General features: G+C 58.3%; 24 protein-coding genes and 6 pseudogenes. 18 read left to right on the top strand and 12 right to left on the bottom strand.

Annotated elements, in window-relative coordinates; all coding sequences use genetic code 11:
- Positions 1-266 precede the first annotated feature (266 nt).
- Genes aepX through AC0L2B_RS11015 form a run of 3 tightly spaced genes read left to right on the top strand, consistent with a single transcriptional unit; the run spans position 267 to position 3,234 of the window.
- The gene (aepX, locus tag AC0L2B_RS11025) at positions 267-1,208 is read left to right on the top strand and encodes a phosphoenolpyruvate mutase (protein ID WP_473745383.1); all 942 of its coding nucleotides are present in this window, start codon (positions 267-269) and stop codon (positions 1,206-1,208) included.
- A 22-nt stretch (positions 1,209-1,230) separates the two neighbouring features.
- A complete protein-coding gene (locus tag AC0L2B_RS11020; protein ID WP_473745382.1) occupies positions 1,231-2,421 on the top strand; it encodes a pyridoxal phosphate-dependent aminotransferase in 1,191 nt (396 codons plus the stop codon).
- A 27-nt stretch (positions 2,422-2,448) separates the two neighbouring features.
- Entirely contained in the window at positions 2,449-3,234 is a 786-nt protein-coding gene (locus AC0L2B_RS11015) for a phosphocholine cytidylyltransferase family protein (protein ID WP_473745381.1), read from the top strand.
- On the opposite strand, the pseudogene AC0L2B_RS11010 reads toward AC0L2B_RS11015, so the two are convergent.
- Positions 3,234-3,383, bottom strand: a pseudogene (locus tag AC0L2B_RS11010) (IS6 family transposase); the annotation flags it as partial. The gene AC0L2B_RS11015 and the pseudogene AC0L2B_RS11010 overlap by 1 nt on opposite strands.
- Before the next feature lie 65 nt (positions 3,384-3,448).
- Here AC0L2B_RS11010 and AC0L2B_RS11005 point away from each other — a divergent pair.
- Both AC0L2B_RS11005 and AC0L2B_RS11000 read left to right on the top strand, forming a co-directional pair.
- Positions 3,449-3,691, top strand: coding sequence for a hypothetical protein (locus tag AC0L2B_RS11005; RefSeq protein ID WP_473745380.1), 243 nt, complete (start codon positions 3,449-3,451; stop codon positions 3,689-3,691).
- Positions 3,621-4,004: a hypothetical protein gene (locus AC0L2B_RS11000; RefSeq protein ID WP_473745379.1), complete on the top strand. Its 384-nt coding sequence runs from the start codon at positions 3,621-3,623 to the stop codon at positions 4,002-4,004. The genes AC0L2B_RS11005 and AC0L2B_RS11000 overlap by 71 nt, the downstream gene beginning before the upstream one ends.
- Here the strand turns inward: AC0L2B_RS11000 and AC0L2B_RS10995 are convergent.
- The 6 genes from AC0L2B_RS10995 to AC0L2B_RS10970 all read right to left on the bottom strand — a co-directional run bounded on the left by AC0L2B_RS10995 (position 3,980) and on the right by AC0L2B_RS10970 (position 8,733).
- Entirely contained in the window at positions 3,980-4,477 is a 498-nt protein-coding gene (locus AC0L2B_RS10995) for a GNAT family N-acetyltransferase (protein WP_473745378.1), read from the bottom strand. The two genes, AC0L2B_RS11000 and AC0L2B_RS10995, sit on opposite strands and share 25 nt — an antisense overlap.
- A gap of 18 nt (positions 4,478-4,495) precedes the next feature.
- Complete coding sequence (locus tag AC0L2B_RS10990) at positions 4,496-4,753, bottom strand: class I SAM-dependent methyltransferase (RefSeq protein WP_473745377.1); 258 nt, start codon at positions 4,751-4,753, stop codon at positions 4,496-4,498.
- Between the two features lie 135 nt (positions 4,754-4,888).
- Positions 4,889-6,079 (bottom strand): NAD/NADP octopine/nopaline dehydrogenase family protein, encoded by a 1,191-nt coding sequence (locus AC0L2B_RS10985; protein ID WP_473745376.1) that lies wholly within the window; start codon positions 6,077-6,079, stop codon positions 4,889-4,891.
- Positions 6,076-6,975 (bottom strand): membrane dipeptidase, encoded by a 900-nt coding sequence (locus AC0L2B_RS10980; protein ID WP_473745375.1) that lies wholly within the window; start codon positions 6,973-6,975, stop codon positions 6,076-6,078. The genes AC0L2B_RS10985 and AC0L2B_RS10980 overlap by 4 nt, the downstream gene beginning before the upstream one ends.
- Before the next feature lie 168 nt (positions 6,976-7,143).
- Positions 7,144-7,767 carry a CDP-alcohol phosphatidyltransferase family protein gene (locus tag AC0L2B_RS10975; RefSeq protein ID WP_473745374.1) on the bottom strand — a complete coding sequence of 208 codons (624 nt, stop codon included), beginning with the start codon at positions 7,765-7,767 and terminating at the stop codon, positions 7,144-7,146.
- Between the two features lie 15 nt (positions 7,768-7,782).
- Entirely contained in the window at positions 7,783-8,733 is a 951-nt protein-coding gene (locus AC0L2B_RS10970) for a Rossmann-fold NAD(P)-binding domain-containing protein (RefSeq protein WP_473745373.1), read from the bottom strand.
- 1,570 nt (positions 8,734-10,303) lie between these two features.
- Between AC0L2B_RS10970 and AC0L2B_RS10965 the strand changes: the two are divergent.
- Positions 10,304-10,861: pseudogene (locus AC0L2B_RS10965) on the top strand (IS1595 family transposase); the annotation flags it as partial.
- Between the two features lie 95 nt (positions 10,862-10,956).
- Here the strand turns inward: AC0L2B_RS10965 and phnF are convergent.
- Positions 10,957-11,733, bottom strand: coding sequence for a phosphonate metabolism transcriptional regulator PhnF (gene phnF, locus AC0L2B_RS10960; RefSeq protein ID WP_473745372.1), 777 nt, complete (start codon positions 11,731-11,733; stop codon positions 10,957-10,959).
- A 231-nt stretch (positions 11,734-11,964) separates the two neighbouring features.
- On the opposite strand from phnF, the gene phnD reads away from it, so the two are divergent.
- From phnD to AC0L2B_RS10905, 11 genes are all read left to right on the top strand, one after another.
- Entirely contained in the window at positions 11,965-12,894 is a 930-nt protein-coding gene (gene phnD, locus AC0L2B_RS10955) for a phosphonate ABC transporter substrate-binding protein (RefSeq protein WP_473745371.1), read from the top strand.
- A 22-nt stretch (positions 12,895-12,916) separates the two neighbouring features.
- Positions 12,917-13,807, top strand: coding sequence for a phosphonate ABC transporter, permease protein PhnE (gene phnE / locus AC0L2B_RS10950; RefSeq protein WP_473745370.1), 891 nt, complete (start codon positions 12,917-12,919; stop codon positions 13,805-13,807).
- A complete protein-coding gene (gene phnE, locus AC0L2B_RS10945) occupies positions 13,800-14,684 on the top strand; it encodes a phosphonate ABC transporter, permease protein PhnE (protein ID WP_473745369.1) in 885 nt (294 codons plus the stop codon). Before phnE (AC0L2B_RS10950) ends, phnE (AC0L2B_RS10945) begins: the two co-directional genes overlap by 8 nt.
- Positions 14,671-15,453 carry a phosphonate ABC transporter ATP-binding protein gene (gene phnC, locus AC0L2B_RS10940; RefSeq protein ID WP_473745368.1) on the top strand — a complete coding sequence of 261 codons (783 nt, stop codon included), beginning with the start codon at positions 14,671-14,673 and terminating at the stop codon, positions 15,451-15,453. Before phnE (AC0L2B_RS10945) ends, phnC begins: the two co-directional genes overlap by 14 nt.
- Before the next feature lie 243 nt (positions 15,454-15,696).
- Entirely contained in the window at positions 15,697-16,164 is a 468-nt protein-coding gene (locus AC0L2B_RS10935; protein WP_473745367.1) for a phosphonate C-P lyase system protein PhnG, read from the top strand.
- A complete protein-coding gene (gene phnH / locus AC0L2B_RS10930; protein ID WP_473745366.1) occupies positions 16,164-16,706 on the top strand; it encodes a phosphonate C-P lyase system protein PhnH in 543 nt (180 codons plus the stop codon). The genes AC0L2B_RS10935 and phnH overlap by 1 nt, the downstream gene beginning before the upstream one ends.
- Positions 16,706-17,812, top strand: coding sequence for a carbon-phosphorus lyase complex subunit PhnI (locus AC0L2B_RS10925; RefSeq protein ID WP_473745365.1), 1,107 nt, complete (start codon positions 16,706-16,708; stop codon positions 17,810-17,812). The genes phnH and AC0L2B_RS10925 overlap by 1 nt, the downstream gene beginning before the upstream one ends.
- Complete coding sequence (locus AC0L2B_RS10920; protein ID WP_473745363.1) at positions 17,809-18,723, top strand: alpha-D-ribose 1-methylphosphonate 5-phosphate C-P-lyase PhnJ; 915 nt, start codon at positions 17,809-17,811, stop codon at positions 18,721-18,723. Before AC0L2B_RS10925 ends, AC0L2B_RS10920 begins: the two co-directional genes overlap by 4 nt.
- Positions 18,720-19,541 carry an ATP-binding cassette domain-containing protein gene (locus AC0L2B_RS10915; RefSeq protein WP_473745362.1) on the top strand — a complete coding sequence of 274 codons (822 nt, stop codon included), beginning with the start codon at positions 18,720-18,722 and terminating at the stop codon, positions 19,539-19,541. The genes AC0L2B_RS10920 and AC0L2B_RS10915 overlap by 4 nt, the downstream gene beginning before the upstream one ends.
- Positions 19,542-19,550: 9 nt before the next feature.
- Complete coding sequence (locus AC0L2B_RS10910) at positions 19,551-20,291, top strand: phosphonate C-P lyase system protein PhnL (RefSeq protein ID WP_473745361.1); 741 nt, start codon at positions 19,551-19,553, stop codon at positions 20,289-20,291.
- Positions 20,194-21,489: an alpha-D-ribose 1-methylphosphonate 5-triphosphate diphosphatase gene (locus AC0L2B_RS10905; RefSeq protein ID WP_473745360.1), complete on the top strand. Its 1,296-nt coding sequence runs from the start codon at positions 20,194-20,196 to the stop codon at positions 21,487-21,489. The genes AC0L2B_RS10910 and AC0L2B_RS10905 overlap by 98 nt, the downstream gene beginning before the upstream one ends.
- A 183-nt stretch (positions 21,490-21,672) precedes the next feature.
- Here AC0L2B_RS10905 and AC0L2B_RS10900 read toward each other — a convergent pair.
- Positions 21,673-21,876, bottom strand: a pseudogene (locus AC0L2B_RS10900) (hypothetical protein); the annotation flags it as partial.
- Positions 21,877-22,899: 1,023 nt separating this feature from the next.
- Here AC0L2B_RS10900 and AC0L2B_RS10895 point away from each other — a divergent pair.
- Positions 22,900-23,438, top strand: a pseudogene (locus AC0L2B_RS10895) (IS6 family transposase); the annotation flags it as partial.
- Positions 23,439-23,442: 4 nt separating this feature from the next.
- Here AC0L2B_RS10895 and glmM read toward each other — a convergent pair.
- From glmM to AC0L2B_RS10880, 3 genes and pseudogenes are all read right to left on the bottom strand, one after another.
- Positions 23,443-24,795, bottom strand: a complete 1,353-nt coding sequence (gene glmM / locus AC0L2B_RS10890; protein ID WP_473745359.1) for a phosphoglucosamine mutase — start codon at positions 24,793-24,795, stop codon at positions 23,443-23,445.
- 477 nt (positions 24,796-25,272) lie between these two features.
- Positions 25,273-25,341: pseudogene (locus AC0L2B_RS10885) on the bottom strand (hypothetical protein); the annotation flags it as partial.
- A 69-nt stretch (positions 25,342-25,410) separates the two neighbouring features.
- A pseudogene (locus AC0L2B_RS10880) lies at positions 25,411-25,624 on the bottom strand (YggS family pyridoxal phosphate-dependent enzyme); the annotation flags it as partial.

Here is a 25,624-nt window from a genome sequence, read left to right as displayed (position 1 = left end):
GCAATCCCGACAGAATGGTTTCGTCGCTAACAAACGGAACCAGCCGCGCAAAGCCAACCTGTTGCAATAACAACGGCTTTTTAGCTGGCATGGCTCTTGCTGCTTGAGCTGTAGCGTGCGCTCCGGCACGGAGCCGCTTCCAGCGGATCTCACGACCATTGCGCACATGTAGGCCAAAGGACTTTTCGATAGCGAGGTCAGGTGACGATGAGTAATCGTCCCGTTCACCGAGTTCATTGGACCTGAGTTATGGAGGAGGTCATACAATGAGCAAGGCGATTTCGTTCGGGGCGGAAGTCTTGCCGGTGACGGCGTCATCGACGACCCTTCGCGAGCTCATTTTTTCCAACGACCTCACATTTTTGATGGAAGCGCATGACGGGCTTTCGGCTGCGATTGCCGAGCGTGCCGGCTTTCGCGGGCTCTGGGCCTCTGGTCTTTCCATAGCCTCGGCGCTCGGCTATCGCGACGCCAACGAAGCGAGTTGGACCCAAGTCGTCGACGTCGTCGAGCGCATAGTCGATGCGACGGACATCCCTGTTCTTGTCGATGGTGACAGCGGCTTCGGAAATTTCAACAATGCTCGCTTGGTCGCGCGGAAGCTTGAGCAACGCGGGGCCAGCGGCATGTGCCTTGAAGACAAGGGCTTTCCGAAGATGAATTCCTTTGTCGGGGATCGGCATCCGCTTGCTGACATCGACGAATTCTGCGGCCGGCTCAAAGCCGTGAAAGACACGACGGGACCGGATTTCGTCGTCGTCGCGCGGATCGAGGCGCTGATCGCGGGTCACGGTCTCGATGAGGCGCTGGTTCGGGCCGAGGCTTATGCAGAAGCCGGCCCCGACGCAATCCTCATACACTCCGGCAAGGCCGTCGCAGACGAGGTCCTGACCTTCGCCAAGGAATGGAACAACAAGCTGCCGATCATCATCGTCCCCACCAAATACTACAAGACGCCGGCCTGGGTTTTTCGTGATGCCGGCATTTCGACCGTCATCTGGGCTAACCATTCGATGCGGGCGGCGATCGCTGGCATGCGAGATATCTGCGGCCGCATCTGGTCGGAAGAAAGCATCGCCGGGATAGAAGACCAGGTTGCCGGCCTCGATGAGCTGTTCAGCCTGATCGGCTACGACGAACTGGCTCAGGCGGAACAACAGTATCTGCCGAAGCGGACAGCACAGCCACAGGTACCGAAAGAACCTTAAACTTTGTTGTGGAGGGCGGCACATGCTTGCGGAACGAATGAGCTTATTGGGTTCAAGCGGCACGGCAGCAGCGCGCGCTGCAGCAAACGCGGCCGCGCATGCCGGTAGGGAGATTTTCGACTTCACCGCCGGTGAAATCTGGAGCGATCTGGCTCCGACAATCCGTGATGGTGCGATCAAAGCCATCAACAGAGGTGTCAACCGTTATACTGACACAATCGGCGTTGTGGAGTTGCGCGAGGCGCTGGCAATGAAGATTTCGCGCGAGACCGGACAGCTATGGGAGGCCGAGGAGGTGGCGGTTACCGCCGGTGCCAAGCAGGCCTTGTTCAATGCTGCCATGGTACTGCTCAATCCGGGTGATGAGGTCATCATCCCGGCTCCCTACTGGACAACCTTCCCGGCCCAGATACGGATTGCTGGCGGCACGCCGATTTTTGTGGACACCCGCTCCAGCGACTACATTCCGCGCATCAACGCTATCAAGGCTGCCGTTACTGAACGAACTCGAGCGATCGTTGTCAACACACCGAACAACCCGTCGGGCGCCGTCTACGATATCCAAACGCTGGTTGGTATCGCCGAGCTCGCAATCAGTCGCAATCTGTGGATCATTTTCGACGAATGCTACGGCGACTTTGTGCATGGGCTTCACACCCACCACCCTATCGTCTCGGTCGTCCCCGAGGCCAGGTCGCGAACCCTGATCGCCAACGCCTTCAGCAAGTCGCTGGCCTTGACCGGTTGGCGCATCGGCTATCTGGCGGGTCCAAATCATGTGATTAATGCCGTCAAAGCCTTGCAATGCCATACGACCTCCAATCCCAATGTGATCGCCCAGTACGCCGTGCTGGAGCATCTGCAGCGAGAAGATGGGGGCTACCGGGGCAAGCTGCGTTTTCAACTGGCAAGCGCTAGGCAGGTTGGTCTCCAGGTGCTTTCCTCGCTAACGCGGATACCGGTGCCCAAGGCCCAGGGCGGTTTCTATTTCTACCTCGACCTTTCAGATCTGCTGCGCACGATAGCCGGAAATGGTGCCACAGCGACCGCCGACGACATCGTAAACATGCTCCTTTCTGAAGCCGGCGTGGCGGCCGTATCTGGCACCGCCTTCGGTGATCCCTTTGGTCTCCGCCTCTGTTATGGGGCTCAGCCTGAGAAACTAGAGACCGGCCTCAAACGGCTCGTCGAAGTCCTCAACGCTTGGGAATGACGCGGCGCGCAAAAAAAGGGGAATGAAATGACTGTCAGTGCTCCCAAAAAAGCCGTCATTCTCGCCGCCGGATTCGGCTCTCGATTGCGTCCGCTGACCGATTTGCGCCCTAAGCCGCTGGTGGAAGTAAACGGCACACCGATCCTCCACAACGCCCTGCAAAATCTTGAGGCGGTCGGCGTTGAAGACGTGACTATTGTCGTCGGCTATCGCAAGGATGCTATCCAATATGCCTGCGGTAGCCATTTCGGTGGACTTCAGATTAACTATATCGAGTCTTCCGTCTTCGATTGCACGGGCAGTGCTTATTCTCTTTGGTTGGCGCGCGAAGCGCTGCTATCCGGCGATTGCTATCTGCTCGAGGGCGACGTCTTCTTTGAGACGGATGCGCTCCGCTCTCTGATGATTGGCGATGCGGCAAACGTTGCCGCAGTCGCGCCATTCGATCCTTTGATGGAAGGGTCGGCAGTCGTTTTGTCGGACCACGGTTTCATCTCCGAAGTCCGATTGAAGCAGACGGCGGCAAACCTCGTCTCCGGCGCTCCAACCCTCTTCAAGACAATAAATCTGATCCGCTTTTCAGGTTCGGATCTCCGGGCAATGATCGTCCCGTCACTCGACGACCTGATCGGTTCTGGTGCGACCAAAGCCTATACCGAAGAGCTTTTAGCCCACTTGATCGGCGCACGAGGCCTTAAGCTCGCGGCCGCACGCTGCGACCATTTGCGATGGTACGAAATCGACAGTACCGAAGACCTGCGCATCGCGGAAAGGCTCTTCGCTCCGGTTTCACAGACACTTTTCAGCCAGTGAACGACCCAGCGGTGCACAGTCGAATGGTCGACGTTCAGGCCGCGTTTGGCCATCATCTCTTCCAGATCGCGCAGTCTGAGATTGTGGGCCAGATACCAGCGCACGCACAGCAAGATCAATGATCGGCCGAAATGACGGCCTTTGAACATAGCAAGCGCGCTTCCTGAAAAGAGAGGCCTTCGTCCAGCGTTTTTCCGAGGACATCGACGTTACCGTGTTCCGCAACGATCTCGACGAGGCTGCCTCCGTCGAAGAGCTTGAGGGACTGTCGAACAAGAAGCGCCGCGCCAAGCTCGACGCCATCCGGGACGCCTGCCGTGCGTATATCACAGGCCCGCTGCGAGACTTCCTCACCGCTCAACTTGCCGACATTACAAACGGCGCGGGTGGAGCTCGACGAAGCCGATGCCGATGGTCAGACCCTGCTGCTCTGGTATCCCGAGGTCGAGCCGCGTGATGGCGCCTATGTGCGACCGGCCATACGCCTCGAGTCCGGGGCGAAATGGCGCTCGATCCCAATCGCCCCACCTGACCGGTTTTTGTCCTGCTGGCCGATGGCGACGCTGGGACTGTGGTCGTATTCGCTCTATCTGTGGCAGCAGCCGTTCTACAAATTCGTCTACTCACACGGCAGTGCGCCGCTGCTGATGCTGGCCGGGGCGTTCGCTTGCGCTTTGTGCAGCTATTACATCGTCGAAAAGCCGGGCCCGTGGCTGGCTGAACCGCAACTGGTAGGGCTGTCGCCTCAGCCGGTGATCTGCCTGGTATAGTAGCGGACCGCCTTCTTGCCGCCGTGGATCACCGCGTCGCCGACCTCGACGAAGCCGAGCGCTGCGTGAAAGGCATCTGAAGCCGGATTGGGCGGGTCGGCATTCACCTCGCAGGTGACGATGGTCTGGCCGGCACGCAATGCATGGTTGAACAGATCCTCATAGAGCCGCCGGGCATGGCCGCGGCCACGCGCTTCTCCTGCAACCACGACGCGGTCGACATGGACGAAGCGCGGACAGCGCTCCCGGAACCACAGGAAGTTCGGGCTGTCGTAGCGGGCGTCGTGGTCGAAGGTCATGATGAAGGCTTCGAGCGCGCCGATGCGGCGCGCATAGAACGCTTCGCCGAGCAGGAAGGACAGGCGTTCCGGCTCAAGCCACGACAACTCGGTCGCGTGCTCGTTATTGAAGGCGAGGACGGCGGGCTCGTTCTGCGGCGAGACTTTTTCGATCGGCAACCGTGCTTGCGTCAACGTTTGCTTCCTTCGGGGTCATGCTCGCGCCGCCGCAATCGTCGCCGCCACCAGCACCGCGTCGGTCACCGTGTTGCGGTACTCGCCAGCATCCTCCAGCGCTAGCTGCTCCGCGCCGGCGCGGTGGAATTGGGTGCTCGCGCAACGCTCCCTGGCGATCTCAAGCATGTTCTCCGACGGGTCGATGCCCACAATTTCCGCGCCCATCGCCATAAGGAAGGCGGCGTAGTTTCCGGTCCCACAGCCGACATCAAGAAGACGTGCCTTTGTACTCAACTCCAGTTGTTGAGCCAGTATTGCACCAACTTGCGGATCGGCTCGCGGGTCTTATCATAAACGTTTGCGATTGGATCGTACTTTGCTGCGGCGTGATTCAGGGAAGAGATTGCCATCGTGTTTTCTCCGTTTTTTTTAAACAGTCCGACGACCGCTTTTCGGTGGGCGAGCGGCTTGAGGACTCGCGAGGGGCGATCGGGGCCAATCCGATGGGAGGAAATCGAATTCGGCTTTAATATCCGACGTTGCCACGGAACGCGACCAGTCGACGATTTCAGCCATGTATGGGACTTCAATCCCCAAGCGTCCGGCGATTTTCACCCAGAGGGCGAGGCTAAATGAGATATCCTCGACGAAAGCACGTGAGCCAGTATCGAAGTGATAGCCGCCATCCCGGATAGCAGTAAGTGGCACCTTGCCCTGATAGGCGCGATTCGTGCGCAGAGCGGTGAAAAGCGTGCGTGCGTCGTCAATCATCGGCCCAAACGACGAGACGATTTCGTCGTATTGTGACCGGCTTGAATCAATAGAAACACTTAGATGTGAGCTCGCAGCCTGAAGCAACTGCTGTCGCTCTAAGTCAAGGCGAGCGATAAAATACGCTCCGAGTTCCGAAATCTCGCTCCACCAGAAGCGGGGTGCGTCGAACAACAGATCAGAATGCTGAGAATATGGCCCAATCAATCCATAGATGGCCCCACCATGTAATATGGGGTTACCAGGCGCTAATGTTAATTCGATAAAGCTATCAACGACGCGGATCGGGCGATCGAAGAGGGCACTAAGAGTCGAAATGAGCCAAGGCACATCGGATTGTTCGGTGCCTTTTCCAATGGCAATCTCGAGGCGTTCACGCTGTCCTCCAAGCCTTACGGATTGCCCCAGCACAACGTCTCGAGCGGTCCAAGGAACACCGCTCATTCCCCATGGAATAGAATTGTCCCGCCGTGGACGAAGTGACTGACAAAGCCAATCAAACCCACCATTCGCCGGAATGGCCCCGAGAAATACGGGCCGGTCATCAGCTATGAATTGATGGATAACCTGAAGCAATCCGGGTCGAATGTGAGCGGGCACGGTAAGTATCACGACGTCGGCGTTGTACACCACCTCTCCTACGCACGCGGAAATCAATGCCGGCCGACCGTAGACCAATTCCTCATTCAGTTGCTGAACGGCGATGCCTTTGGAAGGCATGGCTCGACCGATTTCTGACGCTTTTGTGGATAGAAGAGAGACGGATACGCCAGGTTTTTGCGAAAGCATGGCCGCACATGCGTGGCCAATAGCCCCGCCGCCGCAAACGGCGATCTGCAGTGCTGTCATGGCTTGGCCTCCGGTTCGTTGGCTTGGTCCAGCACTCGACGCCAATTGAGACCCATGATCTGCTCGATCACGACGCTCGGATGGCCGCGTTCGACGAAGCGGGCGCGAAGAGCGGGAAGCGATGTGATTGACGATATTCCTTCGGGGTAGGAGGTAATACCGAAACTAGCGACGTCACCAAAAATATCCGGCCTGAGCGCTCTCCAGCGAGACGTCGAGGGGAGTTTCAGACTTTCCGAGTCCGACCGTTCGACAAAATCGAGCCCCAGCCCCACGTGGTTGGGCCCGACGCTCGAAAGTAGAAATTCAATATGTGAAACAAGATCATTGATACCTGGATTTTGGGCAGCGACGATCTTTGGCAACGCCGCAACGCCAATCACACCCTTTCTTTTCGCAATGGTCTTAATGCACTCATCTTTTACGTTCCTCGGATTGGGAACGAGCGAAAAAGCGTTTGAGTGCGTGCAAACGGGGACACGCGCGAGAGCCGCCGCAGCGAGCCTTGTCGCACGGCTGCAATGAGATATATCAATTGCAAGGGGGAGCTCATTCGCTGCGTGAATGATATCTGCGCCTAGAAACGTCAACCCTCCGTCGAGCTTCTCGCCGCACCCATCTCCTAGCAAGTTCCGTGAGGTATAGACTAAGCCAAAGAAGCGCAATCCTAAGCGAGCCAAGGTCCGCGAGCGATGGGTCTGATCTACGGTATGACCGTCCAGGAAAGATGCGCCTTGGCTACCAAGCACCACCGCAAGTTTGTTGGCCTTTTGAGCTAAATATATGTCCGACGAATTCGTCGCGTGCATGAGAAGTGGACTCCGGTCAATCGCTGTCAAGGCGCGGTCCAAGTTGCGAATTGAGCTTTCCCAGTCGTGCTCTAGAATAATTGACACTTTGTTGCTGTCATACCTGACCGCAAGTAGCTCTATGCTACATCGTTTCTTAGCAGCAAATCAATCGAAAGGGGTATCGAATATAATTGATGAAATACTGAGCTCTATTTCGGCGACTTTCGCGATTTTGTCGGTGTCCTTGTCCATTTTCTTTATCTCCCAGGAGAATCACCGAGAAAAGGCCGGTGGGAGTGCACCAAGGATCAACAGAAGAGCCGCGAAAATTATGTTGAGTGGCAGTACCACGCGGTAGCCGGCGCCCTGGAGTTTCGGAAAGGGAAACGCTGAAAGCTGTAGAATAAGGATCGTTGCCAGCAATAGTGCCCATATGCTCCCGAAGTCAGCAAAGCCCGTAAAGCTGCAAAAAAAGAACAATGTTGAGCATATCGGCACAGTATACGTGATGGGAAACCCCACAACGTGGGTATATTTGTAGCTAATCGCGTTGAAATAACTGAGCCGAATTGCTCCAGTTACAATAGTTATAACTGTGAGGGGTGCTCCCCATCGCCAGTCGGGCGCGGTGACCAGAAGCAGAACGGCGGGCGCGATGCAAGCCCCGAGAATGTCCGTGTAGGAGTCGAACTGTTTACCGAAGTCAGCACATTCCGCGCGGCGTTTCGGCGTACGCCGGGCAACTATGCCGTCTACATGATCAATGAACAGCGCGAAGTTTAGTAAGCTGAGCCCGAAGGCATATTGGTGTGCCAAAAAAAGTGGAATTGCAGCTGCCGAGAGAAAGAGTCCGACCAGCGTCAGCACGTTGGCGGGATCAGAAAGTACGCGAAACATTGACGGTTCTCCCAATTAGGCCGCGCAAAGGTAGTCCGCTGCGGTTGAAAGGATGGTTGCGATTTGATTGCGGAGCTCATCCTTGAGGGGTGCGAGTTGTTGATTGTTCTCAAGGACAAATGACAAGAATCGATCACCGTACATTGTAACGTACCGATCTGTATTGTCGCTGAACGATGTGAGGACAGGAATCGAGGATAGCTCGATGATTACCCGAGGTTCCAGTTCGGTAATCCACCGTTCCAAAATGGCGCGGTACTCGTCGGGTACCTCGGTTGTCGCGATCACGACGGCCGAACCAGGAGCTGTTTTGTTCTCGAGATCATTGATGCGAGCGTAGGTTATCGTGGGATCTGACAGCTTTAGTTTTTTCTTCAGATTTCTAGGGTTCCTGGTGACCAACGTCCGACACGGGAATCGCGGACCTAGTTCACGCACAATCAGCTCGCGCCCCAACAATCCAGCCCCGACTATATAAAGATCCGACGGGCACTCGTTCGCTTGATAGCTATCCTCGATTATTTTCCGAACGATCGCGTCATAATTGAGCGGGGCGACGAAGTGCCGTCGGACCCGAGCCGCTCTACCTACGTCGATGGCAAGCAGCGCAAGAGAGTAGATGGGGTTGTTGGCAGGCAGATTGGAGAGTGCACCTTCGATTTGGTGACTGATGTAGTTTTCGCCAAGGATTTGGGAGTGAAGTCCTGCAGAAAGCTCGGCCAGCCGTTGCGTGATCGAAGCTGCGCCGGAAATCTCGATAAACTGCTCCGTTGGAAAGATCGAAGAACTAAAGCGGTCTGCGACAGGGCGCGGACCATAGAGTTCTACCCTTAGGCAGGTTGTAAGAAGGAACAATCCCTGTCTTCCCAATTCCGGCCCGAGGTGCTTGATTGACGCAGAGCGGGCTGCCATCTCGTATGGCGTACTGGAACCATGCTCAGCGTATCTCCCAATAATGTCTTCCATGTCAGTCCTCGGATATTGGCGGTGGAGCGGTGTCAGGTAGCGCAATGCATCTACTTCGAAGGGAACGCCGCCTTCAGGGAGGTTGCAGTCTCGGGAAGGCAACGAGCGCTAGCCGGAGTGAATAGGCGCTGCCAGTAATTAGTTCGCGAAGGGTTGTCGATGAGGTCGTCATCGGCACGACTTTGGCACGCGCTGGGAATACAATCGCCTTATTCATTGCGCGGGCCTCCTTCAACTCAAATACGTACAGTCGCGGCAAAACTCATGTAGTTTGTTGGACATATTTATTCTGCCTATCGAAGGAATATTCGCAATTTATGCCATAATTTATCAATATATTGCCAGCGGTCTTCGCATGGTCGCGAAGAGGACGACGATGTTCGGTAGGCCGGCGGCCATTAGTATGTTTCGGAAGGCATCTGATGCAGTCCTAGCATGTCGGCTCCTCCTTCGCCCACTCCATCCTATTACCCGCGGCACTAATGCCGGTTGGCCAGCTTCCGCCGCCTCCGAACCAATCAAAACTCGTGCCAGTCGGGCGGTTGCAGTTAATAATGATTGCTTTCCGGTTGGTTAGCCTTCTGACAGAGCATTAGCCAAACAAGGCTGTGGCGCGGACCTGACAAAGGCGACATGCAATGGCAATCACTCCATGAGTTCCGTCAGCGTCGCCGAGCGCCACGTTCCCCACACATAGTCGATGTCCGTCCGTGTCGCATGTGGATAGAAGGCGGCCAATACCGACGGCTCGACGAGCTAACCTGACGATTCGGTAAAGACGACAACACCGTACTGCTCGGTGGCGACGGAGCGGGCCCATCGGAGGCAAGTCTTCAGCAGGCAACGGATAGCGGTGGCGGCGGCGTTCCGCATATCGCAACCGCGTGGTTCTTTGAGCCTCCGAGTCCCTCTCCGCCTCTCGTCGTCGCTTCCTTTCCTCGGGTTCGCTACGTTTGGCAGCCTCTTCGATTGTCGGCCATCGGCGCCGCAGGTCCTCATAGAACCGAAACGGTACGCGCCACGCCCGCAGTTCATCGTCCCAACTTGACCCAGGGAATGCCATGGAGTTTCCGAAGTACGGTCTTCGAATAGGGTGTCCGAATGCGCAGGTCGTCGGCAATCTCGAGATAGGGACTAAACGCCCCTTGCTATCGGCGTGGATCGCCAGCAACTCGGCCTCACGCGCCAGCCAGCGGTGAACCCGGCGGGCTGCCGTCTTGCCTGGTACAAACCAGCTCCTGCGTTCGACGCTCCACCTCGCTCGCGGAAATGCCTCCCGAAATCGCTCAACAGTCATTCGGTCATAAGGAAAGTTCGCCAAGGCACCGGCGTGTCTTGGTTCTGCAGCGCAGGCTGATGCTTGGATTCCTCCACGGTCGTGCCGTCAATAGTGTTGGATTCGCAGAGAAGCGTCCCGCCGGGCCTAATGGTTCACTCGCGAGTCACAACGCGACTGGCCGAGCTGTCGCCCGGCAGCGGGCAAGCATTTACCTGCCTTCGACGGAGTTAAGGCAAGAGTCTTGAAAACTTCCGCACCTTGAACGGTACACGCCTAGGTCAGGCGAATAGGGAGAAGGCGCCGGTCATGGCCATGGTGCAGCGGCCGACCGACGTCACGCCCGGCGCTCCGGCCGGTGACGCACGTGCCGCGGTCGTGACGGGTCTTTCGTTGCATGCGGCCGAACGTGCGATTGAAACACAGATCGAAACCACGCGCATTTGATGAGTGATGAGGCGAAGGCATTCATGGCCATAGGCGAGAGTTTGCCAAGCATGAGACCGTGAAGCGTTCCAGCAACGAATATGTTCGCGACACTGTTCACGTCAATTCGGTGGAGGGTTTCAATTCCCGGGTCCGGCGGACGATCGCCGGAGTCTTTCACCAGATCAGCCCGCAACATGCCGACTTGTATTTCCATGAAATCGGCTTTTCTGGTCCCAGCGCGTCGTGTCTGGAAGCGCCGTTCGGAAAACTCGGCACGGCCGGGAAATCATGCGAACTCTCTGGTCACGGGTCCCGCCAGCGCTGCAACTGCCAACTGTCTTTCGCGCCGCCACGGGACGTCAGATGCGCCGAAGCCCCGATGGCGGCATCACCGTCAAATCGGCCGTAGCTGTCTTTGGTTGATAAAGGCCGCGTGTCTGCGGGAACAGTTCTTGTTCCGATCCCTACTCCATTCCAGCTGCTGTGATGGAGCTCTTGACCTGGGCCTTCGACTACAGTCAGTCCTCATTGTTCCGATCGGCGTTTGCCGCTAACGCCTGAAGAAGCTGGCTTGTGTTGTCGATTGAGAACTGAACCCGCTCACTTGCCCAGACTGACTCCGAATACGCGATCGGCACCCCTTTCATGTCGACGTCGACCTTGTTCAGGACGACAATCGGATGCGATTTGGGCTGGACCAGGAGTCGCGCTTCCTCACCTGTCGGCATGCGAACCATGATATTGGTCTTGAGACGGATATAGTCGGCTATGCCGTAGTCCTCCGCCAGCACCTGGGTTGCACCGCGGTGACCGCGGCGTGCCTTGCCGATTCCGGGGAACCGCCTCACTGGGTAATAGATATTGGAGAAGCTGATGACTTCGTCATCCGCGTAGCCTTGGCGGAGGACTCTGTACACGCGCTCGCTCGACGGGAGACGCAAGGCTTCACTCACTTGTGGAGGCGCGGCAATCTCCTCTTCGCGAAGCGTCCGCCCGAAGGGTTCGCGACCTTGTTCGAGCAGATTCTGGGAAAACCGCGTGCGCTCTGACAAACGATAGCTGAGCCGGCTGGTGTCCTGGAGAAAGGTTCCCCGACCATGCTCAACCCGCACGAGCCCCCGGTTTTCCAGCTGAGAAATCGCCCTCCGCACACTATGACGCCCCACTCCAAAGCGCCGCATGAGCTCAGCCTCTGTGGGCAATTGCATTTCGGCGGAAAATCGCCCCGCCTCAATGTCTGCCGCTAACTCCTGCTCAACTATCTGCCATTGGCCGCGCGTCAGCTTGCTCTCCATTCTCGCTTCCATTCACGTCTTATGTCATCGGGCTGATACAACATATGTCCATATTATCCGCCTGACTGGAAAAGTCATTCGAATTCCAAGCTTCGCCGACACCTCATGGCGCTTCGAAGCCAAAGCCGAGTATCATACTTGTCACATGGCTGACACCTCCAGGCGATATTTCTTCATTCGGATGATAATGCATAACATCCGAATGAAGAACGATATGCTCACAGGAGGCGAATGCAGATGAACTTCAATCGTCGTAATCTTCTGGGTGCCATTGTGGGCACGCTGACTCTTTCCATGGCTGGAACCTGTGCATTTGCGCAAGATGGTTGGGACGGCGTCGAACAGCTGAATATCGGCGTCATCCCAAGCGAGAGCGATGGCGCGCTGATGGAGCGCTTCGGGGTACTTGCAACCTATCTCGAAGGGAAGCTCGGCGTGCCGGTGCGCATTCGCCAGGCCACCGACTACGCGGGCGTCATCGAAGCCCTGCGCAGTGGTCAGATCGAATTTGCCCGTTTCGGGCCGGCATCCTATGCGCAAGCGTGGCGCGTTACGAACGGCACCGTGGAGCCGCTCATCAAAGAAGTGAATGTCGACGGCAATTTTGGCTACCATTCGACCATTGTCGTGAATGCGGATAGCCCCTACCGGACAATCGATGACCTGCAAGGTAAGGTCGTTGCTTTTGCGGACCCGAATTCCACCTCCGGATATCTCGCTGCGTCCTTTTTCCTAACGGAGGAAGGCAAGGATCCAAACACGTTCTTCAAGGAGACGATATTTGCCGGCGGCCATGAGCAAGGGATTCTTGCAATGCTCAACGGCACCGTCGATGCGGCAATCACAGGCTGGACTGCGGAAGACGTTCATAAATGCAACGAGATGTCCGGCAAGGGAATGATCGAGGAAGGCGCGTGCCGATTTATCTGGAAGTCGCCGATCCTGCCGAACAGTCTCTGGGCCGCGCATGGCGATATTCCCGATTCTCTCAAAAACGCGTTTTCGGAGGCGATGATCGAACTCAGAACCGCCGCGCCGGATATCTGGAAAGAGTTCACCGACAATGACCCGCTCGGTGGCTATGTGAAGGCGGACCACGCGGATTACGAACCGATCATCCGCATGATCGAGGCGAATCAGCGCAATCGCCGCTCGAATTGACCGGCAACCCGGTTGGCCACCCGTGATCGAGGTTGACGTGTCTGCCCTGCACTCACGCGCTGTCGCTGATTTTGAACGCCTCCGAACCGAGCGGAGGCGTTCTGATCGATGGAGAATGTTCGCCGGCACTGCGCTCTTTGCTTGTGCGATAGCGGGTGCGGCGGTCGTTGGAGAAATCGACCTCGACAAGCTTGCGAGCGGATTTCCAGCTTTCTTCGACTACGTTGCACGAACGCTGCCTGCCATCAGTATTTCGAGCCCGGCAAACGACATTGCCGACTGGTATTGGAATCTGGGCACTTGGCTGAAGCTTATCCTCGACACCGCCCTGATTGCTTTTCTCGGAACCTTGACGGGCGTTGTCGGAGCGACCCTCCTGTGTTTCTTCGCCGCTCGCAATCTCACCCCTTCGCCTACGGTCGCATTCGTGTCGCGGCGCATGCTTGAAATCATGCGCACAATCCCCGATCTCGTATATGCGCTGATTTTCGTTTTCTCCTTCGGCCTTGGCCCGCTGCCGGGCGTCCTCGCGCTTTCCCTGCATTCGGCTGGCGCTCTCGGAAAGCTCTTTTGCGAGGCATGCGAGAACATCAGTCAGCGACCACTGGAGGGCGTGCGGGCATCAGGCGGCAATTGGTTGCACGTGGTACGCTTCGGCGTTCTGCCGCAGGTCCTGCCGAATTTTGCAAGCTACGCCCTGCTGCGATTCGAGATTAACATCCGCGCGGCTTCAGTTCTCGGGCTGGTCGGCGCCGGCGGCATCGGCCAGGAACTCTATTTTGCAATCCGGCAGTTCATCTACACCGACATCAGCGCCATCGTCCTGCTCATCATCGCAACGGTCGTTGCGACCGACATTCTCTGCGAAGCGGTCCGCACGCGTCTGATCGGAAGAGGCCTCTCCCATGGCTGATGCACTTGACGTCAAAGCGAGGATGCTTCGTTCGCGCTATCCGGAGGCTTTCGTCCCCCCGCTTTCCGCACGTCTTCTGACTTGGCTGGGGTTGGGTGCGCTGAGTGCTCTTGTCATTTTCAGCGTCATCTATCTAGGCCTCTCCGCAACGCAATTCTGGGATGGTCTTGGAAAGCTCGGCTTCCTGCTCGGTGCATTCCTCCCACCAAGTCATGGCGGGAACCTCGGGACATTCCTCCACGCTGCGTTGGAGACGCTTGCCATGGCCTTCCTTGGTACGCTCCTGGCGGCCATAGCGGCAGTTCCACTTGGCTTTCTCGGCGCACGCAACGTCGTCGCCAACCGTTTGCTGCATTTCATGACGCGGCGGGGGTTCGATATCTTTCGCGGCGTCGATGTCCTGATATGGGCGCTGCTTTTTGTCAGCGCCGTGGGACTCGGGCCGTTCGCGGGAATTCTGGCAATCGCCGCCAGCGATCTTGGAACACTGTCGAAGCTGTTTTCCGAAGCGATCGAGAACGCCAACCGGAGGCCAATCGAAGGCGCGCTTTCCTCCGGCGCAAACCGGCTGCAGGTCGCCCGCTACGGTATTCTCCCACAGGTTCTACCGGTCTTCGTCAGCAACGCCCTTTACTTCTTCGAATCGAACACGCGTTCGGCGTCGATCCTTGGCATTGTCGGGGCCGGAGGGATCGGCCTTCAACTCTCAGACCGCATTCGTGTGAACGAATGGGGACAGGTCAGCTTCATTCTCATCATCATCGTGCTTCTTGTTGCGATCATCGACAGGCTCTCGCGCTCCATCCGGACGCGGCTGACGACCGGGACGCCATCGTCAGAGGCCCCACAAGGCGGAGTATCCAATGTTGGAAATTAGCAATCTCTCGAAACAATTCGGCTCCACAACCGCGCTCAAGCAGGTGTCGATCTCGATCCCGAAAGGACAGATGGTGGGCGTGATCGGCCGCTCTGGGGCCGGCAAGTCGACGCTTCTGCGGCTCGTCAACCGGCTTGAAACGGCCACAAGCGGCAGTGTCCGGTTCAAGGGTCGCGAGGTCACAACGTTGCATGGAAAAGAGCTGAACGCATGGCGCTGCACCTGCGCCATGATCTTCCAGCAGTTCAACCTCATCGACCGTATGGACGTTATCACCAACGTGCTGGTCGGCCGTCTCAATCATTCTGCCTTGTTGCCGACGCTGATAAAAGCCTTTCCCGCCTCGGATCGTGCTCGTGCGATAGAGGTGCTGCACGACCTGAACATGGCGGAATACGCCCTGCAACGGGCCGAAACGCTGTCCGGCGGCCAGCAGCAGCGCGTTGCCATCGCCCGTGCCCTTGTTCAGGAACCGGACATCATACTGGCCGACGAACCGGTTGCATCGCTTGATCCGCAAAATTCGCGCGCGGTGATGGAGTCTCTTCGAAGGATAAATACCGATTCCGGCATTACGGTCGTGTGCAACCTCCATGCGCTCGATCTGGCGGAGGAGTTCTGCGATCGTATCATCGGCCTGTCGCGCGGACAGGTTGTTTTCGACGAGCTTTCCGGAAAACTTCAGAAGTCTGCAATCGCCGCTGTCTATGAAGCGGGCGCCGCGATAGAGCGGGAAGTCATCCGCGTTCCTGAAATGCAGGTGGCATGAGCACTGACGGCTTCGATCCCGTCGGCGATGCCGCCGGGCTGAAACCGAAGCGCGTCCAATTGTTGGCATAGCTCGAATACAGGCTCTCGCCGATCTCGAAGCCGATGTTGAAATCGGGAACATCTCAACCGTGCCCGACCAACCACGATTGTCATTCCTTTGTCATGGAAGCAGGGTAGCAAAAGTCATCCGAATAAGTATAAGAGATATCCGGTTGTCTATGAACTTGGAAAGGCATCACACATGACGGAAGGCGACGTCGATGGCTCCTCCGACAGACAGATAGGACGGTTCAGCCATCGCGAATCTCTGGACATCCTGGCGCGCTCGGACGCTCAGAACGTGAAGCGGATCGCCGAAGATCTGCTTCCTCGCTTAGGCAAGATTGATGTTCGGTCGAACCGTACGGGCCTGGCAATGCTGCCATATGGCGATACCGTTCAAGGCACGACCTTTCATGTCGGCGAGGTGCTGGTCGCCGAGGCCCACATCAAGTTGTCGGAAAGCGGAATTGAAGGGTATGGCGCGACACTCGGCTACGACCTGCAGCGCGCCATGGCGATTGCGACCGTGGACGCGGCAATCGCCGCGCGGATCGATGCTGCGGCTATTCTCGATTTTCTCGAGGTAGAGGCCCGCCGACTGTCGGTTGCGGATGACAAGCGGCTCCGCAAGGTCGAGGCAACGCGCGTGCACATGGAAACGTTCTGATGACGCTCACCACCTTTCAGCCGTCCACCGAAGACACGCAGGCAAACGCCACTTTCGAGGCGATGATGTGGGCCATGGCACAGCCTGGAACGGTTCAACGTCTGGTCTCGGAAAGGGTGGAGGTTCTCGCGACGACCATACTCGACGCCGAGACGCAGTTTTTTGCGTCGGACCCAGACCTCTCGGGCGCACTCTTGACGACGCGCGCGCGTCCCGCCCCCGTCGATCAGGCGGACTATCTTTTCGTCTCGCTGGGAACGGAAACAGATGTTCGAAAGGCAGCCGCTGCGCATCGGGGCGCATTTCTTTATCCCGATTCGTCGGCAACGCTGATTGTGCCCGCCCGATTCGGCGAAGGCCAGGCGCTGACCCTCATGGGCCCGGGGATCGATGGTCGGATGGATATCAGCATCGCGGGCATCGATGCGACCTTTTGGGAAGAACGCGCGATCAGCCCCTATCCACTGGGTTGGGACGTCTACCTCGTCGACGGAGCCCGCCTGATCGCCATCCCACGCTCCACTGCAATCGAGGTGAATTGATGGCCTATGTTGCCACACGCGGCGGCGAACACGCGATCGAGCAGGCCGAGCGCCTGTACCGGGAGGAACTGGGGCCCATCACTCGAGAGCGAGTCGACGCGATCCGGGCTATGCTTCCCTACCTGGTCGACAGGCTCATGGGCGAAGCCTCGCTTTACGAGCCTGATCTTGCTGCCCTTGCCCTGGCCCAGTCGGGCGGTGATCTCTATGAAGCCATCCTCCTTCTGCGGGCCTATCGCACGACGCAGCCGCGTCTGTTCATCGCGGAACCGGTCCGCCAGGAGGATCTCTTCACTGTCCGACGCATATCCGCCGCCTTCAAGGATATTCCGGGCGGGCAGATTCTCGGACCGACTCTCGATTATTCCCATCGTCTGCTGAAGATCGAGGCACTCACAGGGGAGGAGGTCGCGAGCGAGGCCGTCACTCCGGCGCCAACACCTGCGCCGTCGAACCAGCCATCGCTTGCGCGATGGCAGAAGCAGCAGGGTTTGATAGCCACTTCAAGCGAAAAGGACGTTCCGCTTGAGGACATTCCCGATCTGACGCGGGAGCCGCTCCTGTTCCCGGCTGCTCGCGCCCACAAGCTGCAAAGTCTGGCCCGTGCGGATACGGGCGGAATGCTTGCCATCGGTTATTCTTCGATGCGGGGCTACGGCCCCACGCACCCGACGGTAAACGAGCTTCGGCTGGCAGAAGCCGACGTGTGCATAAGACACCCGAGCGGAACGCTGTTCAGTGCCGGCCGCGTGCGAGTGAGCCAGGCGGAAATTGTCTCGAAAGACACCTCACGAAACGACGAGCTGGATCTCGGCTTTTGCGCGACCTTCGGTTGGAATGAAGTCAAGGTGATCGCCGGTGCCACACTCGACCATGCTTCGAAGCAGGAAGGCTCGCATCCCGCCTTGAGCGAAGAATTCGTTCTTTATCATACGGAGCCGGTCGAAAGCTCCGGCTTCTGCATCCATTTCAAGCTGCCGCACTATGTGACCTTCCAAAGCAGCCTTGATGCGCTGCGACGGAGAAAGGCCGACAGGGCTCAGACCGGTGACGACGGAAAGGCCGATGCGCCGGGTGCCCCCGAGGCCGAAGAGGTGTTGTCATGACGCTTGCTTCCATGACCAGCCCGTGGCGCGCCTTCAATTACGGCTTTCTCGACGAATCCGCCAAACGGGAGGTTCGTCGGCGTATTCTCAAGGCCATTGCCGTTCCGGGTTATCAGGTCCCTTACGCCAGCCGCGAGGTTCCCATTGCCCGCGGATGGGGCACCGGCGGCCTGCAGGTGACGCTGACGCTTCTCAAGCCGGCATCGGTCATCAAGGTGATTGACCAGGGGGCTGACGACTCGGTGAATGCCAGCAACATTCGAAGGTTTCTGCAGCGCGTTGGCTCAGCCCGCCAAACGCGGGACACGCTGGAGGCAACCCTCATCCAGTCCCGCCACCGAATCCCCGAAGAAAAGCTCCGGGGCGATCAGATCCTCATCCTGCAGGTACCCGATCCGGAGCCTTTGCGCAGTGTCGAACCCGATATCTCCATCGCGCGCCAGATGCACGGTGACGCCGAGTACGGTTTGATCTGGCTGAAACTCTACGAGCAACTGGTCCGCTCCGGGCGGATTATGCAGGGGGCGAGCTATCCGAGCCTGGTCAACGGGCGTCACGTGATAAGTCCATCGCCGATCCCGCGCTGGGATGTGCCGAAGCTTCACAAGGCGGCGCATTTGACACTCCTGTCAGCGGGGCGGGAAAAGAGGGTCTACGCTGTCCCGCCATACACGAATGTCGAACCGCTCGTGTTCAACGACGTGCCCTACAGGATCGAGGACCACGCAGACAAGACCTGCTTCAGGACGGGACTTTCCGGTTTCTTCATGAACGAGTTGCCGCAGGATGACGGCTCGTCGCGCTTCGAGCTTTCCGACAGCAATTTCGGCGCCAAGCATTTCGCAAAGGCCGAGGGCGAGGAACAACCGATCGGCCAAACCTACTATCGAGATGGGAGGATCGTCCGATGACCCGCCAGTTGAATTCACTGGCGGCCTTCGAGCGCCAGGCGCCGCAATTGATGGCCGACGAGCCGATTCTGAGCATGCGGCGGGTGGAGAAGCGGTACGCGGACGTGCAGGCCCTCTCAGGCGTGGATGTGACCGTCTATCCGGGCGAGGTGTTCGGCATAGTGGGCGAGTCCGGCTCGGGCAAATCAACTCTGCTGAGAATGATGAACCTCGAGGACACCCCGGATCAAGGTCATTATACCCTTGCCCCACTGGCTAACGATCGCAACCTCTTCGATCTCAATCGCTTCGAACGGCGCATGCTGCGGGCGCGTCACATTGGCATCGTCTACCAGAATCCCAATCTCGGGTTGCTCATGCGGCATACGAGCAGTGGCAATGTCGCCGAGCGCCTGCTTATCGCGGGTGAGCGCAGTTTTGAGGCGTTGCGCCGTCGTGCCCGGACGTCCCTCCAAGCCTCAGAGTTTCCGCTGGAAAGGATGGATGCGCCGCCGCTTGAACTGTCCGGCGGCATGCAACAGCGCGTGCAGTTGGCCAAGGCAATCGCCCTTGAGCCCGTACTTCTCCTCTTGGATGAGCCCACGACCGGTCTTGATGTCAGCGTCCAGGCACTGGTGCTCGACACGCTAAAAAGGCTGCAACGAGAGCGGCGCATCACAATGGTGATCGTCAGTCATGATCTTGGAGTGATCAGGGCAATGGCAGATCGTGTGATGGTGATGCGCCGAGGCGCGGTCGTCGAGGTGGGGCTGGCAGACCAGATTTTTCAGGATCCACAGCATGAATACACCCAGCAACTCGTGCATGCAAAGCTCTGAGGCCGACAGATGAACATTCATGGAGCCATCGCGGAAACCACGCCGCCCATCCTTGCGGTACAGGGCCTCGGCAAGCATTTCGAGATGCATCACTTGAAGCGCAGCCTTCCCGCGTTCTCCAATATCAGCTTTGAACTGCGCGCCGGTGAATTCCTGCTGCTCAGCGGTGAAAACGGCGCCGGCAAGTCGACTCTGCTGCGCACGCTCTATCGTTCCTATCTGCCATGTTCGGGCCGCGCGTTCTTTCATACGCGGGGAGGCACGATCGATCTTGTCCGCGCCGCCGATGTGGACATCGCGTTCTTGCGCCGCCGCGACATCGGTTTTGTCACCCAATTCCTGCAGGCGCGACCCCGCGTATCTGCCGAGGAACTGGTGGCAGAGCCGCTCCGCGCGTCAGTGACGGCGCATGCAGAAGCAATCGACGAGGCACGACGCTGGCTCACGACATTTGGAATCAAGAGTGATCTCTGGGCTGCCTATCCATCTACGTTCTCAGGAGGAGAGCAGCAAAAGGTCAATCTGGCGCGGGCCTTGATCCAACCGCAGCGGCTCCTCCTCCTGGATGAACCGACCGCTTCGCTCGACCGCGAGGCGAGGCACGCGCTCGTGACGCGTCTCGCTGCCCTGAAATCGTCAGGCGTGGCGATGATTGGCGTTTTCCACCATCCCGAAGATGTGGGTAATCTCGTCGATCGTGAGCTTCATCTCCAGCCTGTCCAACCAAGGGTATCCCATGTGGCTGAGTGATTTCCAACTCGTCTTGCCCGATCGCATAGTTCCTCGAGGCTCTCTGCGCATTGAAGATGCGTTCATTGCAGATATTGTCGAGACACCGGTCGCCAACGCAACGATTGCCGGACGCGGACGTATGCTCCTGCCAGGGTTCATCGATATTCATGGCGACATGGTGGAGCGCGAAATCGAGCCGCGGCCGAACGTGCGCATGCCACTCGAAATGAGTATCTTCGAGCTCGACAAGAAGCTTGCAGCCTGCGGCATCACAACGGCTTTCGCGGCACTCTCCCTCAACCCGCTGTCCTCCGCGGGCTACGTCCGGTCGATCGAACATACCAAGCAGACGATTGAGGCGATCGGGCACCTGCGCGACACCCTACTCGTGGACCATAAAATCCATGCCCGCTTGGAGGTGACGTTTCCGGAGTGGGCGAGCGCCGTCGAAGCACTGATGCACGATGGCCATCTCGATTTGATTTCGCTCACGGACCACACACCGGGCCAAGGGCAGTATCGCGACATCGACAAGTATGCAGCCCTCCTGGCGAAGGCTCGGAAGATATCCGAGCAAGAGGCAAGGACTGTCATACAGGAACGAATGGCCCGCGTATCCGCCAATCCGTACGCCTCCGAGCCGGTCGTCGCTCTGACGAAACTGGCGCAGCGGCGCGGGATACCCATCGCTTCTCATGACGACGACACGGCAGAAAAGGTGACGCTCGTGCGTAGCCTGGGTGTGCAGATCAGTGAGTTTCCAGTCACGCTTGAAGCGGCTCGGGAAGCGCGCCGGTTTGGTCTTTCGACGGCAATGGGTTCTCCAAACGCCTTGCGGGGCATGTCCTATTCCGGCAATCTTTCCGCACGCGAACTCTACAGGCAGGGTATGCTCGACATCCTCGCCAGCGACTATCATCCATCGGCCATGCTGCAATCGGTGTTTGCCATGGCGGAAATCGGCGATAGCGGCTTGACCGGAGCCGTTGCTCTTATCACACGCAATCCAGCCCAAGCTTGCGGTTTGGCTGATCGCGGGGCTTTGAAGCTCGGAATGCGAGCCGATCTCGTGATTGCCGAAACTGAGCCTCATGTCCGGTTGCGCGCTACGTTCCGCGACGGGAATCTCATCTACTCTGATGGAGTGATAATGCATGAAGAAAATTACCTGCAGCGAAGAAGAGAGAAGGCCATTCCTGATGCGAGTGTGGCTTAGGAAGACATAATAATTTAATTGCGTGCTCGCCATTATCTCATCCGCGGAGTTATCGCATTACCCATCTTCGTCGCGGGCCTTCCTCTGTCTATAGACGGGCATAAGCGCGGAGCTCGCCGCTGCATAGATCGAGGGGTTCGGCAGCGGAGTTTGCGAGTCGTCCGTGAAGAAAGCGATTTCGCGTCAACCTTGAAAGTGATCTGCGTTGGAGCGCTTTGTCCCAACTGAGGGGGCGGGGTTCAGGCTGATCGCGGCCGGAGTGGTGGGCGTTGGGGCGGTTGTGAGCATTGCCAGGAACAAGGCACACAAAGGCCTCAGCCAGTTGAGCAGGAGGCTGAAGTTGTAGCCGACGGCGGCAAGCACAGCGTTGTTGGCATCGCCCTGTGAGAAGGCCGGAAAGTTGCGTAGCGGGTTGTAGGAGATTTGCGACAAAGCCTTATTCGACCCGGATTGCCGGCCATGACAACGCGGATCGCCACTGCAACGTCGGCGTCAACTCGTCCGCTCGGCCGAGGCGCGCGGCGCCACTGGCGCGACGTCGTCGATGAGTTGCGGCCACACAAGCAATCGATCTGGCAGAGTTGGTCGATTGCCCAAAGGTGTTCCGTCACCTGAAGGCCTGTGGGCTATCCACGGGCATCGTATGGCGCCTCAGGTAAGCGAGCGCCTGTCGGAGGCAAACGCCAAGGGCCACGTCGGAAATGCTCGCTACGCCGGTCGACTGATGCCCAGTCGCCTCATTTCCCGATAGACAGTCGATCGGCCGAGACCCAATGCCTGCGCTATACGTGGCCGTTGCACGGGCGAAACGGAAACGCTTTGCGAACTCTCGATCTGGGGAACTACAAGGGCAAATCGTGACCCTGAGTTGCCCTTCATATTTCGCTGCCTTATAGCTGCCATTCATGGCAAACAGTACGATTGACTCAAACGAAATTGACTGAACGAAGATCCTTCACGCCTTGATTGAAGATTGGCAGTTTTGCGTGCAAAGACGACGTCGGAGTCGTCCAAGAACCCAGCTGTGGCTATCGCCAAAATTTAGCCCGCTACCGACAATACGGGCTAAGTTTTAGCGAGATGGATGGCCGGTTGAAGAATAAGAAGCTGGAGAAGCGAGCGCGCCGTAAGCCCCATCAAGCAGCACTCCTGGTCGACGAACCTGGAGTTGGCTGCCCTACTGGAATCTATAGCGCCTGAACTGGCTTGTTTCTGAACGCTAGGATAAAACATGCTCAATTACCAGGCTCACCCGCATCGCTCTCAACGAGGCGCTCCGGCGAGCGCGAAAGCGTCGGCCTTCCGCTGAACTGGCGGAACTGAATCATGGAGGCTCGGTGGTTCTGTCGCAAACGGAATGGCAGCCATATCTGGCACGAAGCCCTCTCTTTTTCGGGGAGCGCGCTTGTTATGTTCAAAGACTGTCATTTCGACCGATCAGTGATCTTGCTGTGCGTGCGCTGGTATCTGGCCTACAACCTCAGCCTGCGCGATCTGGAAGAGATGATGGCCGAACGCGGCCTGAACGTCGACCATTCGACTGTGCACCGCTGGGTCGTTCACTTGTCGCCCCAGCTTCTGGAGCGCTTCAACGGGCGCAAGCGCGCCGTCACCGGCAAGTGGCACATGGACGAGACATACATCAAGATACGCGGCCAACGAATGTATCTATCGTGCCGTCGACGGCGTCGGCGACACGGTCGAGTTCTTCTTCAGCGAACACCGCGACCTGTCGGCAGCCAAGCGCTTCTTCCGGAAGGCCCTGGAGCGCCACGGCAGACCGGATCGCATCGTCATCGACGGCAGCCCGACCAATCATGAGGCGATCATTTCCTGCAACGCCGAACACTTCTGCGGAATCGATCGCGACCAGCGCTGAAGCCGATCCGCATCCGCAAGAGCAAGTACCTCAACAATCGGATCAGGACCATCGGCGCATCAAGCGCCGCACGTCTAGGCAGCGGTCTTGATCTCGGCCATGACGCCGACGATGTCGTTCACCACCGTCTCGACCAGCTTCTGGTCGTCGCCCTCGGCCATAACCCGAATCAGGGGCTCGGTGCCGGAAGGCCGGATCACTAGGCGGCCGGACTTGCCGAGCCGGTTGCGGGCATCCTCGATCGCGGCCTTGACGGGTGCTGTCTCCAGGGGCTCGCCGCCGGAAAAGCGCACATTCTTCATGAGCTGCGGCACCGGCTCGAACTTTTTGCAGATCTCGCTGACCGGCTTGTTCTGGCGCTTGATGCAGGCCAGCACCTGCAGCGCCGAGACCAGCCCGTCGCCGGTGGTGGAGAAATCAGACAGCACGATATGGCCGGACTGCTCGCCGCCGACATTCAGCCCATGCGCGCGCATGTGCTCGACCACGTAACGGTCGCCGACCTGGGTTCGGTGAAGTTGCAGGCCGGCTTCACCGAGGAAGCGTTCGAGGCCAAGATTGGACATGACGGTGGCGACGACGCCGCCGCCTGCCAGGCGGCCGCTCTGATACCAGGATTCGGCGATCAGCGCCATGATCTGGTCGCCGTCGACGACAGCGCCGTTCTCGTCGACGATGACCACGCGGTCGGCGTCGCCATCGAGCGCTATGCCGATGTCGGCGCGCACTTCATGAACCTTCTTGGAGAGGCCCACCGGGTGCGTCGAACCGCATTCCTCGTTGATGTTGAAGCCGTTCGGCTCGTTGTTGATGGTGATGACCTCGGCGCCGAGTTCCCAAAGCGCTGCCGGCGCCACCTTGTAGGCGGCGCCGTTGGCGCAATCGACCACGATGCGCAGGCCCGCCAGCGACATGGACCGCGGCAGAGTGCGCTTGGCGAATTCGATATAGCGGTCGTGCACGCCGTCCACGCGCTTGGCGCGCCCGAGCCCATCCGCGTCGGCCAGCGAAATGTCGACATCCTGGTCGAGCAGCGCCTCGATGCGCATTTCGATCTCGTCCGACAGCTTGTAGCCGTCGGGGCCGAACAGCTTGATACCGTTATCGTAATAGGGGTTGTGCGAGGCCGAGATCATCACGCCGATATCGGCGCGCAGCGACCGCGCCAGCATGGCGACCGCCGGCGTCGGAATCGGCCCCAGCAGGAACACATCCATGCCGGCGGCACAGAAGCCCGCGACCAGCGCGTTCTCGATCATATAGCCCGACAGCCGCGTATCCTTGCCGAGCACGACGCGATGGCGATGGTGGCCGCGCTGGAACGACAGGCCGGCAGCCATGCCGACCTTCATCGCAACCTCGGCGGTCATCGGAAATTTGTTGGCCCCTCCCCGGATCCCGTCCGTTCCGAAATATCGTCTCGTCATCTTACTCGACGTGCCCATATATGATTCACCCAAGTGTCGCCTCGTGGACATTCCCACAGGCAGCCAGTGTCCGAGTGACTGGCCGCTTGCCACTCCGCATCTTCTTTGCAGGATACCATGATTGTCAGGACGAAAGGTGTCCTTAGCTCACAATCTGGGGTGAGGACAAGAGCTGTACAAAATCTTGCGCTAAGCCCGAACGGATCGTGAAGCTCATGCGGCTCGCCGGGCGGGGGTCGGTAGCCTAAGGGTTCGAAAGCCTTCGGGCATCTGATGCTCGGTGTCCCAGGTGTAGATGCCTGTCAGGTTGATATGTTGCCAACTCAGCGGCGAGATATGCTTCAACAGCGTATCTGGAATGTTTCGCCCTGGCCTGCCGGCCATCTCCCCCGCAAGGAGGGAGATTGGCAGCTTCGCCTCTGCGCCCATCTCTGCAACATTGATGATTGGCGAAAGCATTAGTGAGATATAAATGCCGGTGCTGCCGAGCAGGCTGATGGAATCGACCTCAGCCGCGATCAGCCGGCTGACCAGTTTCCGTAGCACGTCAACGTCGACCCGGCCGGAACGATCGGCGGGGGTGATCGGAAAAGCATACAGGCCGTTCGCGAAAAATTATGGTTCAATTCCTCGATCGGTGGGGACGAAACCCGGCCAGTAGTGGCCGTCAGGCGTCGGCCGCTTGCCGAAGATGGCCTGACCGACGCGCACGACAGTGGCGCCTTCCTCGATGGCTTCCTCGAAGTCTCCGCTCATACCCATGGAGAGCCCGGTCAGCGCGGCGTTGTGCTTCACGGCTTTGTCCCGCAGCCGGCGCAGCAGAATGAAG

It is taken from the genome of Mesorhizobium sp. WSM4815 (assembly GCF_055811575.1).
The sequence above is the reverse complement of the archived record's forward strand: the minus strand, read 5'-3'. Positions and strand labels throughout refer to the sequence as shown.

Coding starts and splice junctions, on each gene's coding strand:
- aepX (WP_473745383.1), top strand. CDS start 267: ATGAGCAAGGCGATTTCGTTCGGGGCGGAAGTCTTGCCGGTGACGGCG.
- AC0L2B_RS11020 (WP_473745382.1), top strand. CDS start 1,231: ATGCTTGCGGAACGAATGAGCTTATTGGGTTCAAGCGGCACGGCAGCA.
- AC0L2B_RS11015 (WP_473745381.1), top strand. CDS start 2,449: ATGACTGTCAGTGCTCCCAAAAAAGCCGTCATTCTCGCCGCCGGATTC.
- AC0L2B_RS10985 (WP_473745376.1), bottom strand. CDS start 6,079: ATGACAGCACTGCAGATCGCCGTTTGCGGCGGCGGGGCTATTGGCCAC.
- AC0L2B_RS10975 (WP_473745374.1), bottom strand. CDS start 7,767: ATGTTTCGCGTACTTTCTGATCCCGCCAACGTGCTGACGCTGGTCGGA.
- AC0L2B_RS10970 (WP_473745373.1), bottom strand. CDS start 8,733: ATGGAAGACATTATTGGGAGATACGCTGAGCATGGTTCCAGTACGCCA.
- phnF (WP_473745372.1), bottom strand. CDS start 11,733: ATGGAGAGCAAGCTGACGCGCGGCCAATGGCAGATAGTTGAGCAGGAG.
- phnD (WP_473745371.1), top strand. CDS start 11,965: ATGCAGATGAACTTCAATCGTCGTAATCTTCTGGGTGCCATTGTGGGC.
- phnE (WP_473745369.1), top strand. CDS start 13,800: ATGGCTGATGCACTTGACGTCAAAGCGAGGATGCTTCGTTCGCGCTAT.
- phnC (WP_473745368.1), top strand. CDS start 14,671: ATGTTGGAAATTAGCAATCTCTCGAAACAATTCGGCTCCACAACCGCG.
- AC0L2B_RS10935 (WP_473745367.1), top strand. CDS start 15,697: ATGACGGAAGGCGACGTCGATGGCTCCTCCGACAGACAGATAGGACGG.
- phnH (WP_473745366.1), top strand. CDS start 16,164: ATGACGCTCACCACCTTTCAGCCGTCCACCGAAGACACGCAGGCAAAC.
- AC0L2B_RS10925 (WP_473745365.1), top strand. CDS start 16,706: ATGGCCTATGTTGCCACACGCGGCGGCGAACACGCGATCGAGCAGGCC.
- AC0L2B_RS10920 (WP_473745363.1), top strand. CDS start 17,809: ATGACGCTTGCTTCCATGACCAGCCCGTGGCGCGCCTTCAATTACGGC.
- AC0L2B_RS10915 (WP_473745362.1), top strand. CDS start 18,720: ATGACCCGCCAGTTGAATTCACTGGCGGCCTTCGAGCGCCAGGCGCCG.
- AC0L2B_RS10910 (WP_473745361.1), top strand. CDS start 19,551: ATGAACATTCATGGAGCCATCGCGGAAACCACGCCGCCCATCCTTGCG.
- glmM (WP_473745359.1), bottom strand. CDS start 24,795: ATGACGAGACGATATTTCGGAACGGACGGGATCCGGGGAGGGGCCAAC.